This is a genomic window from Butyrivibrio sp. AE2005, from assembly GCF_000686965.1.
Taxonomy (GTDB): domain Bacteria; phylum Bacillota; class Clostridia; order Lachnospirales; family Lachnospiraceae; genus Butyrivibrio; species Butyrivibrio hungatei_A.
Genome location: NZ_JMMD01000026.1, coordinates 37,758 through 54,926, shown reverse-complemented (window position 1 = coordinate 54,926; position 17,169 = coordinate 37,758). Strand labels below are relative to the sequence as shown.

Annotated in this window: 13 protein-coding genes and 1 rRNA gene; 12 read left to right on the top strand and 2 right to left on the bottom strand. The window is 40.7% G+C overall.

The annotated features are described in order from the left end of the window. The 12 genes from DL92_RS0113645 to DL92_RS0113590 form a co-directional block, all read left to right on the top strand. A 23S ribosomal RNA gene (locus DL92_RS0113645) occupies positions 1-351 on the top strand; the annotation flags it as partial. A gap of 272 nt (positions 352-623) precedes the next feature. Further along, on the top strand, positions 624-1,529 hold the full coding sequence (locus DL92_RS0113640) for a chemotaxis protein (protein ID WP_026654527.1): 906 nt from the start codon (positions 624-626) through the stop codon (positions 1,527-1,529). A gap of 117 nt (positions 1,530-1,646) precedes the next feature. After that, positions 1,647-2,465 (top strand): hypothetical protein, encoded by an 819-nt coding sequence (locus tag DL92_RS20420; protein ID WP_026654528.1) that lies wholly within the window; start codon positions 1,647-1,649, stop codon positions 2,463-2,465. Continuing rightward, on the top strand, positions 2,462-4,831 hold the full coding sequence (locus tag DL92_RS0113630) for a hypothetical protein (RefSeq protein WP_026668036.1): 2,370 nt from the start codon (positions 2,462-2,464) through the stop codon (positions 4,829-4,831). The genes DL92_RS20420 and DL92_RS0113630 overlap by 4 nt, the downstream gene beginning before the upstream one ends. A 53-nt stretch (positions 4,832-4,884) precedes the next feature. After that, positions 4,885-5,502, top strand: coding sequence for an imidazole glycerol phosphate synthase subunit HisH (hisH, locus tag DL92_RS0113625; protein ID WP_026668035.1), 618 nt, complete (start codon positions 4,885-4,887; stop codon positions 5,500-5,502). Positions 5,503-5,515: 13 nt separating this feature from the next. Beyond that, positions 5,516-6,277 (top strand): imidazole glycerol phosphate synthase subunit HisF, encoded by a 762-nt coding sequence (gene hisF / locus DL92_RS0113620; protein ID WP_026654533.1) that lies wholly within the window; start codon positions 5,516-5,518, stop codon positions 6,275-6,277. A 22-nt stretch (positions 6,278-6,299) separates the two neighbouring features. After that, complete coding sequence (locus DL92_RS0113615; RefSeq protein WP_026654534.1) at positions 6,300-6,977, top strand: uracil-DNA glycosylase; 678 nt, start codon at positions 6,300-6,302, stop codon at positions 6,975-6,977. A 157-nt stretch (positions 6,978-7,134) separates the two neighbouring features. Then, on the top strand, positions 7,135-9,369 hold the full coding sequence (locus DL92_RS0113610; protein ID WP_026668034.1) for an ABC transporter substrate-binding protein: 2,235 nt from the start codon (positions 7,135-7,137) through the stop codon (positions 9,367-9,369). A gap of 14 nt (positions 9,370-9,383) precedes the next feature. Beyond that, on the top strand, positions 9,384-10,673 hold the full coding sequence (locus tag DL92_RS0113605) for a diaminopimelate decarboxylase (protein WP_026668033.1): 1,290 nt from the start codon (positions 9,384-9,386) through the stop codon (positions 10,671-10,673). Continuing rightward, positions 10,660-11,571 (top strand): tyrosine-type recombinase/integrase, encoded by a 912-nt coding sequence (locus DL92_RS0113600; protein WP_051625358.1) that lies wholly within the window; start codon positions 10,660-10,662, stop codon positions 11,569-11,571. Before DL92_RS0113605 ends, DL92_RS0113600 begins: the two co-directional genes overlap by 14 nt. A 211-nt stretch (positions 11,572-11,782) precedes the next feature. Then, the gene (locus DL92_RS0113595; protein WP_026668031.1) at positions 11,783-13,135 is read left to right on the top strand and encodes an ArsB/NhaD family transporter; all 1,353 of its coding nucleotides are present in this window, start codon (positions 11,783-11,785) and stop codon (positions 13,133-13,135) included. A 24-nt stretch (positions 13,136-13,159) separates the two neighbouring features. Next, complete coding sequence (locus DL92_RS0113590; protein WP_026668030.1) at positions 13,160-13,759, top strand: cytidylate kinase-like family protein; 600 nt, start codon at positions 13,160-13,162, stop codon at positions 13,757-13,759. A 130-nt stretch (positions 13,760-13,889) separates the two neighbouring features. Here DL92_RS0113590 and DL92_RS0113585 read toward each other — a convergent pair whose 3' ends face one another. Together DL92_RS0113585 and DL92_RS19395 are read right to left on the bottom strand one after the other, a co-directional pair. Then, a complete protein-coding gene (locus tag DL92_RS0113585) occupies positions 13,890-14,918 on the bottom strand; it encodes a 3-deoxy-7-phosphoheptulonate synthase (protein ID WP_026668029.1) in 1,029 nt (342 codons plus the stop codon). 70 nt (positions 14,919-14,988) lie between these two features. Beyond that, positions 14,989-16,986, bottom strand: a complete 1,998-nt coding sequence (locus tag DL92_RS19395) for a TaqI-like C-terminal specificity domain-containing protein (RefSeq protein WP_026668028.1) — start codon at positions 16,984-16,986, stop codon at positions 14,989-14,991. Positions 16,987-17,169 lie beyond the last annotated feature (183 nt).

Here is a 17,169-nt window from a genome sequence, read left to right as displayed (position 1 = left end):
GGCTGTTCGCCCATTAAAGCGGTACGCGAGCTGGGTTCAGAACGTCGTGAGACAGTTCGGTCCCTATCCGGCGCGGGCGTAGGATATCTGAGAGGAGCTGTCCTTAGTACGAGAGGACCGGGATGGACGGACCGCTGGTGTATCAGCTGCATCGCCAGATGCATAAGGCTGGGTAGCCACGTCCGGACGGGATAAACGCTGAAGGCATCTAAGCGTGAAGCCCCCCTCAAGATGAGATATCCCTGCTTTAGCAGTAAGACCCCTTGTAGAGTACGAGGTTAGATAGGCACAAGGTGTAAGCATGGTAACATGTTCAGCTGATGTGTACTAATAGGTCGAGGGCTTATCCTAAGAGATAGGTGTATAGAAACTCTGGAAGAGATAATTCAGTGTTCGGTTTTGAAAGTACAAATCTTTTTTTAATTATTAATTTAAAGTATAAAAAAGTTATTAATGAAAACTAAAAAGATGGTCAACTGCCCGTCTTTTTAGTTTTTTTGTATTTATTTTCAGAAAACTATGCTATACTAATTAAAGATATACTTAATCTGATAGTTTTCGATTTTTTGAATCTTTCTAAGCGAAAAATCCTAATCTATTATATTTACACGTGAGGTGAGAGAATGGAATCAAAAATCCTGCTTGAAAACGGAACTAATGAATTGGAGGTCCTTGAGTTTAAGATTGATGACCATTGCTATGGAATCAATGTTGCTAAGATCAAGGAAATAATTGTCTATCAGGAGGTTACACCGGTACCTAATGCTCATCCGAGTATTGAAGGAATATTCATGCCACGTGACACCATGATTACGGCGATTGACCTAAGGAACTGTTTACAGCGTGGTGCTTCTCAGCCCGGTGGATTATTTATTATTACAAACTTCAATAAGCTCGATATCGCATTCCATGTTGATGCGGTTGTTGGTATTCACAGAGTATCATGGGCTGATATTATTAAGCCAAATGCTACAATTTCTAAAACTGAGGAGAGTATCTCCACAGGTATTATAAAGTTTGAAAATCAGCTTATTATTATTCTTGATTTTGAGAAGATTGTTGCCGATATTAACCCTAATACAGGACTTAATATGGATGCTCTTGAAGAAATCGGAACAAGACCCAGAAATGAGGTGCCGATCGTTCTTGCAGAGGATTCACAGCTTCTTAACAGACTTATTGTTGATTCACTTAATAAGGCCGGATATAACAATGTAATCCACTTCGAAAATGGTAAGCTTGCTTATGATTACATTAAATCATGTAAGGAAAAAGGAACTCTTGATGATATAAAGTGCATCATTACCGATATCGAGATGCCTATCATGGACGGACACAGACTTACCAAGCTTATTAAGAGCGATGATGCTACTAAGAAGATTCCGCTTATCATATTCTCTTCTTTGGTTAACGAAGAGATGAGAAGAAAAGGCGAATCTTTGGGTGCTGACAGACAGCTTTCAAAGCCTGAGATCGGAAATCTCGTTGCTGTTATCGATGAACTTGTAAATGCACCAAGTGCACGCTGATACGTACTGACTTGAACTCCCTTTGTTGGCTCAGTTATGAAACGAGTTTTCAGTGACTGTCTCAATAAGGGGAGTGTTTTAATTTATTCATAAAATGCAAAGGTTTTCTAAAATATAATGGCTGAAACACTTTTAGAGCAGATAGAAAAATCAGATTTTGTCATAATCGGAATAGGAAATGAATGGAATTGGGTCAAGAACGGACTCAAAAATGACGATAGATATAAAGAGATAATCGAGTATTCGGGCAAAGAAGGCAATGAATGGCTTTTACCCGTGATCGAATATGAATACGCATATTACAATTCCGATGAGAGAATTGAGAGTGCATATAAAGGACTCAAAAAACTTATTGGAGATAAAAAGCATTTTCTTGTAAGTGATATTTGCTTTCAGGATGCACTTTTGTTCGGATTTGATCCAACAAAAAGCGTGTATCCATGCGGTAATTGCATGTATCTTCAGAACGATGAATCGGACGGAGAACTATACAGTGCCGATAAATGCGAAGAATTTATGTCTCTTGTAAATAAGATTCACGATATTATCGTATCGGATAACGGTGTTCTTTCAGGCGATATTTCTTTTCCAAAACCTGTTATGAACGGAAAAGAGCTTTATCTTAATCAGAAGAGACAGGAATATAATAACATTAAATACAATGAGAGTGCATATCTTGGCAATTGGGATATTTACAAGAAGTATCTGACGAACACATTAAATTCCAATTTGCTTGTTCTTGAACTTGGTGTCGGACTTGAGTATCCGACTGTTGTCAGATGGCCTTTTGAGAAAGTGACTTTTATAAATAAGAAAGCACATCTCATAAGGGTTCATGAGAGGTTATACCAGCACATCCCGGAGATAGAGGATAAAACGGAATCAATCAAAATGAATTCTGTTAACTATATTATGCAGGAGAGTAAAGGACTATGAAGTCTAGTGATGAGGAATATCTCGACAGCTTGTTGAATTCAGCAAAATCAAATAGTAATCCTCAATCGGCACTTAGCAGAATGTCTTCTAAAGCCCACAGTGAGAACTCCGCTGAACTGCTTGACAGTGAATCGGAGGATATTGGTGCGCTCATAGATAATTCAACCGGTAATAAGGAAATTGCGGAAGTCGGCGAGCTTATGGATAAAGCCGACAGAGATGAACTGATTGACGATTCGCTTGCAAGTCTTCTTGACGATATTCAAAAGCCCACAGATCCGGAAATCCCGACATTTACAGTTGGAAATGAACCGACGGAAGAAGATGTTCGTGATGCGGAAGAGATTGCTTTGGATGAGGCAATTGCTGATGCGGAAAAAAATGAAGCTGACAGGCAGAATGATGTTTCGGCCGGTGAGGAAGCTGCGCAGGAAGATATTGTTATCCCTGAAGTTGCGGAGACAGTCCCTATCATAGATGATTCGGAGCTTGTCGATGCTTTGGCGGAAATGGCTCCGGAGGTGGATCTTCCGGATGACAATAATTTAATTCTGGAAAAAGAATCTGATGCAGATCAGACTCCTGAAGAAATCCTTACAGATCTTCTCGACGATATGCCGGGAGGAAGTTTGATGGAATCGCCTGACGGACAGGAGAGCAGCCTTAGCGATATCATCGACAGAGAAAGAAAGGCAGAGGGAGTAGGTGAGCCGAATTCATCTGATGATGTACTTGATCTGCAAAGTCTTGATGATCTTACTATCGATGAGACAAATGAAGAAACACCTAATGAAGAAGCATCAAACGCGGAAGCAGGTGAGGAAGCAGGCGGAGAAAGTGCTCCTTCAGAGGAACCTTCAAGTGAAGAAGGGGCCAACGGGATGGTCTCGGAAGACAGTCTCTCTGAACTTGAAAGTCTTTTAAACATGGATGAACTTACAGGTGAAGGAAGCGCTGATGCGGATGGTTCGACACCTGAGACTGCAGATGCATCAAATGAAGGAGATGCAGTGGATGCATTGGAAACACCCGGTGATGAGGGAGCTTCCGATAACGAAGAAATAAGTGTATCCGCTACAGATCTTGGCTTTATAGAAGAAGATGAGCATCATTCCCCTGTGGGACTTGATGAAATTTCAGAAGACGATATTAATCTTAACGATCTTGAAGCGAACTTAGATGAGCTTCTTGGCGGTATGACTGAGTCATATGAGACAACTGAGGGAGAAGTTGCCAAGATTCTTGGCGATGAACCGCAGGAAATATCTGCAGAAGAGATAATGCAGGATTCCGAAGATGTTTCTATGCCGGATCTCGATGCTCTTATGAATAGTCTTGCCAACGATGAAGTTGAGTCGCTTGAAGATACGGCGCATCTTGATCAGGAAATTGGACCTCAGGAAGAGGAAATCAGCAAAGAAGATATTCTTGATGCGATTACCGAAACGGGATTTGACGATCTTGGAACGGATCTTGCGCTTGATGCAATTTCGGCACTCCCTGACATGGATCTTCCGGAAAATGAAGATAATGCTGAAGAACACGGGCATGGCAAGCACAGAAAGCACCGCAAAGAAAACTTTTTACAAAAACTTCTGAGAGTACTTACCGAAGAAGACGATGATTTTGAAGACTTCGGTACGGAAGGGCTTGCAAGCCTTACCGATGAGAATCAGAAGGTTCTTTCTGAGCTTGGAGAGGCAGGAGCTCCAAAGCCAAAGAAAGAGAAGAAGAAAAAAGAGAAGGCAAAGAAACCGCCTAAGGAGAAGAAGCCTAAGAAGGAGAAGCCTCCGAAGGAAAAGAAGCCTAAGAAAGAAAAGAAACCTAAGGCTCCGGAAGAACCTACTTCGCCAAGTAAGGCTATAGCGCCTAAGAAAATTGTTGTTTCCGGAGTTTTTGCGGCAAGCCTTGGAATTCTCGTATGTATTCCGGCGCTTATACTTCCCGTCAAAACTGCGACGGATAAAGCTAAGCTTGCATATGTTCAGAGTGATTTCATAGGTGCATATAAGCTCTTTCATGGAAAAACAATGACAACTGAGCAGAAGACCATGTATGAGAGGTCAAGAGTGATCGCATGGGCAGAGAGATATCTCAACGGATACGAGAATTACAAGTCCATGAATAAGGACGTTGAAGCTCTTGATATGCTCCTTATGGCAGAACGTAATAAAGAAGGCCTGCTTGAAGAGGCAACAAAGTTTAATGTTGAAATTCAAGTGACTAGCGTGTACGATAGTATAGAATCGTTGCTTTCAGAGAACTATGGTCTTTCTGAGGAAGATATCAATGAGATCAATTCCATAAAGAAAGACAGAGATTATACTATCAGAATCATGGAAGTTTTAGGGATGTTTGAAGAATGATCTGCATATTGTCACCGAAGGCATCGAAAGTATTGAAAGGGGTTTGATGCCTGATGGTAGCAATTATTGATTATGATGCCGGTAACATAAAGAGCGTTGAAAAGGCTTTTGAGTATTTGGGCGCCGATACTGTCATCACCAGAGATCCGAAAGAAATATACAGAGCAGATCACGTTGTACTTCCCGGTGTCGGAGCTTTTTCCGATGCAATGAAAAAAATAGAGGAATACGGAATGGAAGCGCCTATAAAAGAGGTGATAAATAAGACCATTCCGTTTATGGGAATATGCCTGGGACTGCAGCTCTTGTTCGATTCAAGTGAGGAATCGGAGGGAGTCAGCGGCCTGGGCATTTTGCGTGGAAAAATCGTAAGAATTCCCAATATAGATAAAGAAGGAACATATTACAAAGTGCCTCATATAGGCTGGAATAACCTTTCTTTCCCAAGAGAGGGCAGACTCTTTAAGGGACTCGATGACGAATCGTATGTATACTTTGTTCATTCATATTATCTTCAGGCAGAAGATAAGAGCATCGTTACAGCGACAACCGACTACTCGGTTCGCATTGAAGCTTCCGTTGAAAAAGACAATGTATTTGCCTGCCAGTTCCACCCTGAAAAGAGCTCTGAGGTAGGAATGCAGATACTTAAGAACTTTTTGGCGGTATAAGGAGGGAACAGGTATGCATACAAAAAGAATTATTCCCTGTCTCGATGTTAATAACGGCAGGGTTGTAAAAGGAATAAATTTCGTAAATTTGAAGGATGCAGGTGATCCTGTTACCGTCGGAGAAGCATATTCCAAGGCCGGCGCAGATGAGCTTGTTTTCCTGGATATAACCGCATCAAATGAAAGAAGAGCCACCGTTGCTGACATGGTCAGGGAAGTTGCCAAAAAAGTTTTCATTCCCTTTACCGTTGGCGGCGGAATCAGAACAGTTGATGACGTTAAGGCAATCCTCAGAGAAGGTGCTGACAAGGTTTCGATGAACTCCGCTGCAATTGACAGGCCGGAGCTTGTTGCTGAAGCGGCTGACAAATTCGGGAGTCAGTGCGTTGTTGTTGCGATTGATGCAAAAAAGAGAGAAGACGGCTCAGGCTGGAATATCTATAAGCACGGCGGAAGAATCGATGTGGGAATTGATGCCGTAGAATGGGCAAAAAAAGTAACTGAGCTTGGAGCGGGAGAAATACTTCTTACAAGTATGGATGCCGACGGAACCAAGGCCGGTTATGATATAGAGCTTACAAGACAGATATCGGAAGCTGTTGATGTTCCTGTAATTGCTTCAGGCGGAGCGGGAACAATGGAGCACTTCTATGATGCACTTACAACAGGCCAGGCAGATGCGGCTCTTGCGGCTTCTCTTTTTCATTACAAGGAACTTGAGATATGTGATGTAAAGAAGTACTTAAGGAGCAAAGGCGTTTCAGTAAGGCTATAAAAGAAAGAAGGTTGTGACTACAATGGCAATGATCTCAAATGACTGGTTGCCGGCATTGAGCGACGAATTTCATAAAGATTATTACAAAAAACTCTTTGAGTTTGTAAAAGAAGAATACAGTACTCATGTTATATATCCCGATTCTGAGGATATATTCAATGCACTTCATTTGACACCGCTTGAGAAAGTTAAGGTTCTTGTCCTTGGACAGGATCCGTATCATGAGCCCGGACAGGCTCACGGACTTTCTTTCTCGGTGCTTCCCGGTAAGGCAGATCCGCCGCCGTCTCTTGTGAATATTTATAAAGAATTAAATGACGATCTTGGCTGCAAGATTCCCAATAACGGCTATCTGAAAAAATGGGCGGATCAGGGCGTACTCTTGCTCAACACCGTTTTGACTGTAAGAGCCCATGCCGCTAACTCTCATAAAGGAAGAGGTTGGGAAGAGTTTACCGATGCGATTATCAGAAAAGTAAACGAACAGGACAGACCGGTAGTTTATATGCTCTGGGGCAGACCTGCCCAGATGAAAAAGAGTATGCTCAATAATCCTAAGCACTTGATACTCGAGGCACCTCACCCGAGTCCACTTTCTGCATACAGAGGCTTCTTTGGCTGCAAACATTTCAGCAAGGCTAATGAGTTCCTGAAGCAGAATGGCATGGAGCCGATTGATTGGCAAATTGAGGATATCTGAGGAAATATTGATAAAGTCAGTATTTCTCTATAAGAAAATCGATTTTTCGATATAATATTTTTCTTGCATTTTTATGCACTACCATGTTAAAGTGGTAAATGAATTCGCATTCGTATAATTAATTAACTGGTAAAGCAGACATTTTTAGTGAGATATAATGAGAAATAGGGAATTAAAACGAATTGCATGTTGCATCATCGTTTTTGCTTTAGGTGTAACGTCTTTTTCCGGATGCGGAAATAGGAACAGTTCTTCAGTTGGAGACAGCGCTGTTTCCAAAAGCGGAGAGGTTGATAAGGAACATGTTTTTAAACAGAAAGACCTTGAAGGTATTATTGCTGATGGCGAAGATATTGTTTCTGCCGATTATGTAAATGGAAAGATCATGCTTGCTGCCAATTCCAAAGACGGAAAGGGCAGATGCATTTCATTTAATCCTGACGGCACACAGCTACAGGCTTTTGATACAGGTTGTGATATAACAGCTTGTGCGTTCGACGGAGAAGGAAACGCGTATCTGCAATGTTTGGATAAGTCTTCCGGCGAAGATAAAGTTTTTCTTGGTAAGTTTGATCCTACGGGAAAAGAGCTTTTTAAAGCGGATGTTTCCGAAGAATTCAGCGGGAATTCTGAAATAAGCGGTTTGGCGTGGAGTGAAAAATACGGTCTTGTATCATGTACTCCAAACGGAATTCAGACATATGATGATAAAAACGGCTTTGGAATGCTTGTTGATAAAAAAGTTATCGGTGATTACGACGATTACGGTATTATTTATTCATTTATAATGTTATCGGGTGATCGGCTCCTGATGATATACCATGAAGGAACCGATGAATCCAATGTAATTATCGATCTTGAAAAGAAAACGGCTGACAAAGCGCTTAGTGGTATAAGTGATACGCTTCGGTATTCTTTTTTTACAGATAAAGCAGGTAATTTATTTGCTTTATGGACTGACGGAGTCTACAAATACGATCCTGATTCCGGAGAAAAGAATAAACTGCTTGACTTCAGAGCTTCAAACATCGATTCGGCAACAGAGTATGTGGGCGGAAACAAGTGGCAAGCTGTTGCACTGAGTGATACCGATTTTATTATAGATTTACCGGTAGGTTCAGGTGATGATACTTCTCTTTTAAGATTTACCAAAGAAAATCCCGATGAAGTTTCGGATAAGACTACAATTACTTTGGGAACCATGTGGCTTGAGCCGGATGTTCAAAGCGAAGTAATGAAGTTTAACAGGTCAAATGACAAGTATGAAATAGAAGTTATTGATTATTCTAAGTTATATTCGGACGATGAACAGGAAGAAGCAAGAAAGCAACTGGATATGGATATAATATCCGGAAAAGCGCCCGATATTATAAATGTTGACGGAAATGTAAAAAAGTACGTTGATAAGGGAATTTTTCTTGATCTTACACCTGAATTTGATAAAGGCGGTGCTTTGGAGGGAATAGAACTTCTTCCAAATATCGCCGAGATGATGAAATATGATGGTAAAATGTATACATTTATGCCGTCTTTTAAAGTCGCAACATGTGCTGTCAGAGCAAAATTTGCCAAGGGAAAGGGATCACTTACATATAAAGAGCTTGATGATCTTATAAAGAGCAACGGTACTGATTACGAAAAAGCTTTTGGCTCCAATCATAATAAATCTTATGGCAATTTACTTATGCCGCATTATGCAGATAAGTGTATTGATTGGAATGAGAAAAAGTGTGATTTTAAAAATCCTGAGTTTATTGAGTTTTTGAACTTTATAAATAAGTTTCCGGATAAAGCAAGCGGACACAGCAATCTTGCAGAAATAGATAAGAGCTATGCCGAGGATAAAGGAATCTACTATAGAGAACTTTTTTCAAATCTCAATGAATATGCAAGACTTAAGCAGCTTGTATTTAATGACGACATCGAGCTTGTAGGCTATCCAAATAACAGCAGAGAAAATATTGCTTCTATAAACGGCGAATTATATGCTGTAAACAGCAACACAGCTCATAAGGATATTGCACTTGAGTTTGTAAAAGAACTTATATTATCGGACAAAGATGATTCTTATAGTGGATTTTCCACTGTAAAACAAAAATTTGAAGAAGAGCTGCAGGAAGCTACAAAGGAAAAAAGCGATGACGATGAGAGCGCTCAGCTATGGGATCAGATAAATCATGTAATGGTGAAAATGAAACCATTATCTCAAGAGGAAGTGAGCAAGTTTTATGATTATACAGTTTCAATAAATTCATTGGATTGTATGAATAATGAAATTACCAATATAATTGCTGAAGAAGCTTCGGCATTTTACTGTGGCCAAAAGACAGCAGAGGAAGTGGCGGATATAATCCAAAACAGAGTCACAGTTTATATAAATGAAAATAGTTGATTTTTTCGGAGGAAATTATGAAGAAAGCATTTGTAACAAAAGAACAGATTGAAGATATCGTAAAGAAGTATCCGACACCTTTTCATATCTATGATGAAAAAGGATTTGTAAATAATGTAAAGGCTGTATATGACGCTTTTTCATGGAATAAAGGATTCAAGGAATATTTTGCCGTTAAGGCCAATCCGAATCCTGTGCTTCTTGACATACTTAGAAACAACGGCTGCGGATTCGATTGTTCCTCCAAGACAGAGCTTATTCTCAGTAAGGCGGTTGGAGCAGAAGGAAGTGAGATCATGTTCTCGTCAAATGATACGCCCGCTGAGGAGTTTGTACTTGCAGACAAGCTCGGAGCAATTATAAATCTTGATGATTTCACACATGTTGCTTTCCTTGAGAAGACACTCGGAAAGATCCCTGAGACAATCTCATGCAGATTTAATCCGGGCGGAGTGTTCAAGATGAGTAATGGAATCATGGACAACCCCGGCGATTCCAAGTACGGAATGACAAAGGATCAGCTTATCGAAGCATTTAAGATTCTTAAGAGTAAGGGCGCAAAGCGTTTCGGAATTCATGCATTCCTTGCAAGTAATACGGTTACAAACGAGTATTATCCTCAGCTTGCCGGACAGCTCTTTGAACTTGCGGTTGAAGTACAGAAAGCTACAGGCGCAAAGATTGCATTTATCAACCTTTCAGGCGGTGTTGGAATTCCTTATACACCCGATATGGAGCCTAATGATATCCATGTTATCGGAAAAGGCGTTAAGGAGCAGTATGACAAGATCCTTGCACCTGAAGGAATGGATGATGTAGCAATCTTTACAGAGATGGGAAGATTCATGATGGGACCTTACGGAGCACTTGTAACTAAGGCTATTCATGAGAAGCACATCTACAAGGAGTACATTGGTGTGGATGCCTGCGCGGTAAATCTTATGCGTCCGGCTATGTATGGCTCATATCATCACATCACTGTTCTCGGAAAAGAGAATGAGCCTTGCGATCACATTTATGATGTGACAGGTTCACTTTGCGAGAACAACGATAAATTTGCAATTGACAGAAAACTTCCCAAGATCGATATGGGAGATTATATCTATATACATGATACAGGTGCCCACGGATATGCAATGGGCTACAACTATAACGGTAAACTAAAAAGTGCGGAATTGCTTCTCAGAGAGGACGGTAGTGTTGAACTTATCCGAAGAGCCGAGACTCCTATGGATTATTATGCAACACTTGACTGCCTTGATGTGTACAGCAGATTAGGTGAATTGGTAGATGGTAAAATCTGAAATGGAATGTCTTGTTGACGCATTTATCGAGTACCTTAAAAGCGTCAAAGATTATTCTGAAAACACGGTTGGTTCATACAAACATGATGCTCTGTTGTTCGTTCGCTTTCTTGAAGAACGCGGAGTACATAATATAACTGAAGTTACAGAGGATATTATATCGGAGTACCAGGCTCTTTTAAAAGAAAAGAAGATGGCTGTGTCTACAATAGTAAGATATAACACGACAATCAAGAATTTTTTTGCATTTCTTGTTGAGAACGGAAATATCCCGGATAACCCTGCGGAGGTCATAAAAAGTCCTTCTGTTTCTGTGTCCAAAAAGACTCCGAGAATTCTTTCCGATACAGAGACTTTGGATCTTTTGAATCAGGAATTCAGTGACAGTCCGAAGGGAGTAAGAGATAAGGCAATCCTTGAGATGCTTTATTCCACGGGACTTAAAGTTTCGGAGATTATTTCGCTCAAACTCAGTAATATTGATATGGGACTTGGGTGTATTATTCTTCCGAAGATGAAATCAGAGGAAGGCGACCGTGTTATTCCGTATGGAAAGATGACAAGAAGTGCTGTGACATCTTATCTTCTTGAGGCCAGAAAGGCATTACTTGGAAAAAGAGAAGACAAAGGATATGTCTTTCTTAACTGCGACGGTAAGCAGCTTAGCCGCCAGGGCGTGTGGAAGATTGTTAAATTCTATGCTCAGAGAGCGGGTGTAAGCAGTGATATTTCGCCGCATTCATTAAGACATTCTTTTGCGGCACATCTTGTTAAAAACGGTGCGGAAATCTCAGCCATTCAGGATATGATGGGCTTTTCTCCGAGCAATACCTTGGCGAAATATGTCAGTAAAGAAAATACGCCCAGAGATCCGTATGAATGGGCAAGAATCAGATAATATACCAAAATAGTAATAGATAATACATGACGATAAGAGTGATGTATCAAAAATAATAAAATTGTCCTAGTGTGATTTTTTTAACAATAAAGTATTGTATAAAAATTCTCCAGATGTTATTCTTTTGAAGGATTATTTTTGGCAGGCAGGCATATTACCCATAGGGGTGTGGCTTGCCTGGCAGATAAAAGAATTAGTGGGAGGACATACTTTGTTAGCAGCACAGATTTTTGCCGTCATCATCTTTGTCGGAATGTTCGTTATGATCGTTATGGACAAGATTGAAAGGCATTATGTTACACTGGGCAGCGGTATTCTGACGCTTGGCGTCGTCTTTGGTATATGTATGGGTGATATCAAAGCTATACTGAATACACTTGCCTTTAAGGACTTTTTTACCCGTGATTTCTGGTATCAGATCGAAGAGTCGGAGAGTGCGGGAATTAACTGGGCAACCATTATGTTTATCGCAGGTATGATGTTAATGGTTGAAGGAATGGCCAAAGCGGGATTTTTCCGTTGGCTTTGCATGAAGATAGCTTTCTTGGTCAAATGTAAGACCATTTCGATTTTTATCACGTTTACAATAATGGCAGCGGTACTTTCAATGTTTATTGACAGTATAACCGTTATCATGTTTCTGGCAGCTGTGACTGTAGAGCTGGCGCAGCTTCTTAAATTTAATCCCATACCAATGATATTATCGGAAATATTTTGTGCCAACCTTGGCGGAAGCGCAACAATGTGCGGAGATCCTCCGAATATCATAATCGGTACATCTTTGGGATTCTCATTTTTTGATTTCCTTACAAACACAGGTGTTATAGCGGGAATAAATCTTGTAGTGTCTGTTATCTTTTTGTATTTTGCTTTTAGAAAAGAGCTTGTTACAAAAGGTGATGAGAAAATAGATATGAGTAAATTGCCCGATCCTTCGGAAGCAATAAGTAACAAGAAAGATTTTATCGTAAGCAGCGTGATCTTCGGATGTGCGGTTGTACTTCTTATAACACACGGATCGACGCATCTTACGGTTGCAACGATAGGTTTGTTTATCGCAGTGCTCACACTCTTAACTGCAGGTAAGAATGCAAAAGAGATCATTAAGAAAGTGGACTATAAGACACTTGTCTTTTTCATCGGATTATTTATTGTAGTAAGCGGCTTGGAAGAGACGAAGATACTTGATATCATTGCTTCGTTTATCGAAAATATCAGCGGCGGAAACAGTAAGATGATGATAGCGATCATTGTATGGGTTTCGGCATTTGCAAGTGCATTTGTAGACAATATTCCTTTTGCGGCAACAATGGTTCCTGTTATCAAGAATCTTTCGGCGGCTTCGGGAATGCCTATAAATACGCTGGCATGGGCGCTTGCAATAGGTACCGATATCGGAGGCAGTGCAACACCTATCGGTGCATCCGCAAATGTTGTAGGTACTTCCGTTGCGGCTAAGAACGGTTATCCCGTGACATGGGGACGCTATTGCAAAAAACTTGCTCCTGCAACAGTTTTGGTTTTGATCATTTCAACAATATATCTTTTTGTAATATACTTATAATAGTAATATTCAGGAGGAATGCTTATGGCTCAGATCATTATTTCCGTCGGACGTGAATTTGGTAGTGGCGGACGAGTTATTGCAGAAAAAATAGCGGAAAGATTTAATCTTCCTTTGTATGATCGTCATCTTATTACGGAGATTGCCGGGAAGATGGGGATGACATTTGAGTCTGTGGAGAAATACGACGAAGTACCAAAGAATGTGTTCGTATCAAGAAGGATAAACGGATACAGCAATTCCATCGAGGATAACATTGCAGAGATGCAGTTTGATGTTATGGAGGAAAAGGCAAAGAGCGGAGAGTCCTTTGTTGTTGTCGGCAGATGCTCTGAAACAAAGCTGAAAAAATATCCGGGACTGATCTCATTCTTTATCCTTGGCGATATGGATAAGAAGGTTGAGCGTGTCATGGAAGTTTACGGACTTGATGAAGATGACGCGACCAGATTTATACTTAAGAAGGATAAAAAGAGAAAGCGTTATCACAATTACCATTGTCAGGGAAAATGGGGCGATTCAAGATTGTATGATTTCTCAATTAACAGCTCGAAACTGGGGATTGATGAGACGGTAGATATAATTGAAGGGTATATAAGAGCCCGCATTGCAAAAATGGACTGAAAGTGCGTATAATGCATAAATATGAAAGGTGCAGAGGAAGTGAAATAACCTTTGCACCTTTTCTTAATTAAATAGGAGAGTCGCAAGCGACTCTCCGGTTGTTCTAATTGTGCGCGTAATCGCGATATGATCAGACTAACTCAGCAATATCAAGAAGGAGACGTTCTGTGTCTTCCCATCCGAGGCAAGGATCTGTGATTGACTTACCGTAGATGCCTTCACCAATCTTCTGGCAACCTTCCTCGATGTAACTCTCGATCATGACACCCTTAACAAGGTTCTTGATATCGTTGTTGTGGTTTCTTGAGTGAAGAACCTCTTTAACAATTCTGATCTGTTCCTTGAACTGCTTGTTTGAATTGTTGTGGTTTGCATCAATGATGGCAGCAGGGTTAACGATGTTTCTTGAGTTATAAAGCTGTAAAAGAAGGCTGAGATCCTCATAGTGATAGTTAGGGATCGACTGGCCGTGCTTATTGTTGGAACCTCTGAGTACGCAGTGCGCAAGAGGGTTACCGTTTGTCTTAACTTCATAGCCTCTGTAAACGAAAGAGTGAGACTGCTGAGCTGCATATACTGAGTTAAGCATTACACCGAGAGCTCCACTTGTAGGGTTCTTCATTCCTGCGGGAACGTCGAATCCGCTGGCTGTCATACGGTGCTCCTGATCCTCTACAGAACGTGCACCTATTGCAACGTATGAAAGGATATCAGCGATATATCCCCAGTTCTCGGGATAGAGCATTTCATCGGCAGCAGTAAGACCGGATTCCTGAATGGCCTTGATCTGCATATGTCTCATGGCAATGAGACCTGCGCGGAAATCTGTCTTTCCTTCGGGATCGGGCTGGGAAGTGATTCCCTTATAGCCTTCACCTGTTGTACGAGGCTTGTTAGTATAGATTCTGGGAATAAGGATAAGCTTATCTTTAACCTTATCGTTAAGTTTTCCAAGGCGTGAAACGTAGTCGCATACGGCATCCTCGTTGTCTGCAGAGCAGGGACCAACGATAACAAGAAATTTATCACTTTTACCTGTGAAAACGTCACTGATCATGGCATCTCTTTCAGCCTTGAGAGTGGCAAGTTCTTTTGTTAAAGGAAATTCATCCCTTATCTCATCGGGGGTGGGTAATTTCTGTATGTAATCAAATGACATCAATATGTCCTCCATGAATAAATATTCGAATGATACTATAGCACTTTAAACTGTAAAAGTAAACCTTTATTTACTTGTTTTTAGTTATTATATCAAGTTCGTCAATAGTTAAATTATAAAGCGCGGCTATTTTGCCGTTAATTTCAGCCATATAGCGCGAAGGATTGTCCGAATCGAGAATTTTTTTCGCAAGTTCTGATATTTCCCTTTCTGTGGCAGAATCGCACTTTGCGATAGGGAGCCTCTCAATCTCAGATCTCAGAACCTTCATATTCTTGCAGGTATGAGAGTAGTAAAAAGATATCACGGGCGAATTAAGGATTGCAAGTATATATAGTGCGCTGTAGCCTGGAACCTTTGGAATCAGTATATTTGCGCTGTTAAGTGAAAGGCGCTGCCTGTTGTCATATGCAAAGACCGGCGTATTCGAGATAAATTTGTACAGGAGTTTTTCTTTTGCCCTGTACATGTTTTCGGGAGCAATCTGCTGGAACTTTGCCGGCTCGTACTTTATGAAGTTGGTGATCTTCTTAATTGTATATTTATCAATATCGGAGCCCTTTATGATCTCTTCAAAGCTCGCCTTTTTAACGGGAGATAAAAGAGCTTTATTTGCGCCCGTAACAATCCCTAAGGCGAACTCGCTGTTTCCTCTAAGTGTGAAGTGGTCGCTTTTATCGATCTTATCAAGTATCTTTTTTTCGGCATCGTCAGATAGCATGTGAAAAGAGCTTGTATCAAGGCTTTTGCACATAGTTTCAAAGCTTTTTACAAGTATCAGTCTTTCGGGGAAAAGATTCTTTGCCGGATTGAAAGTGTTTTTTGATGAAAGACTCTTTTTGTAAAAAGCGACTTTGGTCGTATGACTTTTACCGGCATGCGTCCTAAGCGTAAGGAGTATGCAAGGGCACTGAACCTTATCAAATATCTCGCCCATATAATAAAGGTAGGAGATGTGCGCCTTTTTGGCGATGATGCTTCTTATATTCTCATGTGCTCCGGCGCCCAGAAGTGTTTCGGGGAGTACAAAAGACATGGTTCCTCCGTCCGATAAAAGGCTCAGAGCTCTTTCCGTGAAGATAGAAAAAGACTCGGGATTTCCCGTGACGCGGGCACACTTATAGACTTTGCTAAGGCTATGGATCTCGTCCTTGGTATAAGAGTAGCCCCAGGGCGGATTTCCGATTATATGGTCAAATTCCTGTGTAGATGCGTCTTTTTTGGAAGGCATAAGGAAATCATCGGCTTTGATGTTATTAAATAATATATCGAGATCGTCGTTATCTTTAATGCCGTATTTGACTGCGAGGTTTATCCTTGCAATGGAAGCAGCCGTGCCGTCTATGTCGTATCCGTAGATGTTCGAAAGCGGAATATCTTTTGGGAGTCTTAAAAGGAAGTTGCCAGTTCCGCAAGACGGATCGCAGATTGTTTCGGTTTTGCCCGCATGCAGGTTTTCTATGCATTTATCTACAACGAAGAAGGGAGTGTAATAGGCTCCCGATGCTTTCTTTGTCTTAAGCGAGCGAAGCGAGATGTAGAGCATGCCGAGTGTATCTTCACCCTCCGTATATTTGAGCGGATAGTCTTTTAATATTGATGTAAGGCGTGAGAAAGAATCGCCTGTTTCATTATGTAAAGGGGAGATAAGTCTTTTTTTACCCGAATTATCAAGTGAAAGAGTATCAAGAAAAGACCTTCCGTAGTAGGCAAGGATTGAAAGAAATTCATCCTCGGTAAGGGCATTATCTTCACCAAGGGTCTTTATTACGGAACATATCGTATCGTAGTTTATCGACGCTTTGCTGATATATGACTTTGGGATGAAACGGCCGTTTGCGGTACTCTTGTTTCTTCTGCGCTTTAGAAGGTCGGAGCCATCAAGGTTTTCTTTAAGATTTAGAACGGTTTCTTTATTAAGAAGATATGTCTTAGAGGCTTTTGTGGCTGAGAGCTTTTGAAGCTTTATCCAGTTTTTTACCGTCGCTGAAGAAATGCCCAATATTTCGGCAGTTTCGTCAATTGAGATCATATCCTTTTTGATAGAAGTTTGTTCTTGTCTGTCCATAGAAACAATTATCGAGGGAATGCGAATTTTTTTCAAGAGCGGATTACGGTATATATATGCATATATGAGGAATATTGAATAAATGATGAATATATGTGCAAAATATGTGTTAAACTGAGTTTGCGAGGGTATCATCTGATGGTGAAACTGCGAAGAAAATAATTTCAAATTTTTTTATGAGAG

What these genes read in the sequence shown, in the direction of transcription:
- DL92_RS0113640 (WP_026654527.1), top strand. Translation starts at nt 624, where the DNA reads ATGGAATCAAAAATCCTGCTTGAAAACGGAACTAATGAATTGGAGGTC.
- DL92_RS20420 (WP_026654528.1), top strand. Translation starts at nt 1,647, where the DNA reads ATGGCTGAAACACTTTTAGAGCAGATAGAAAAATCAGATTTTGTCATA.
- DL92_RS0113630 (WP_026668036.1), top strand. Translation starts at nt 2,462, where the DNA reads ATGAAGTCTAGTGATGAGGAATATCTCGACAGCTTGTTGAATTCAGCA.
- hisH (WP_026668035.1), top strand. Translation starts at nt 4,885, where the DNA reads ATGGTAGCAATTATTGATTATGATGCCGGTAACATAAAGAGCGTTGAA.
- hisF (WP_026654533.1), top strand. Translation starts at nt 5,516, where the DNA reads ATGCATACAAAAAGAATTATTCCCTGTCTCGATGTTAATAACGGCAGG.
- DL92_RS0113615 (WP_026654534.1), top strand. Translation starts at nt 6,300, where the DNA reads ATGGCAATGATCTCAAATGACTGGTTGCCGGCATTGAGCGACGAATTT.
- DL92_RS0113610 (WP_026668034.1), top strand. Translation starts at nt 7,135, where the DNA reads ATGAGAAATAGGGAATTAAAACGAATTGCATGTTGCATCATCGTTTTT.
- DL92_RS0113600 (WP_051625358.1), top strand. Translation starts at nt 10,660, where the DNA reads ATGGTAAAATCTGAAATGGAATGTCTTGTTGACGCATTTATCGAGTAC.
- DL92_RS0113590 (WP_026668030.1), top strand. Translation starts at nt 13,160, where the DNA reads ATGGCTCAGATCATTATTTCCGTCGGACGTGAATTTGGTAGTGGCGGA.
- DL92_RS0113585 (WP_026668029.1), bottom strand. Translation starts at nt 14,918, where the DNA reads ATGTCATTTGATTACATACAGAAATTACCCACCCCCGATGAGATAAGG.
- DL92_RS19395 (WP_026668028.1), bottom strand. Translation starts at nt 16,986, where the DNA reads ATGGACAGACAAGAACAAACTTCTATCAAAAAGGATATGATCTCAATT.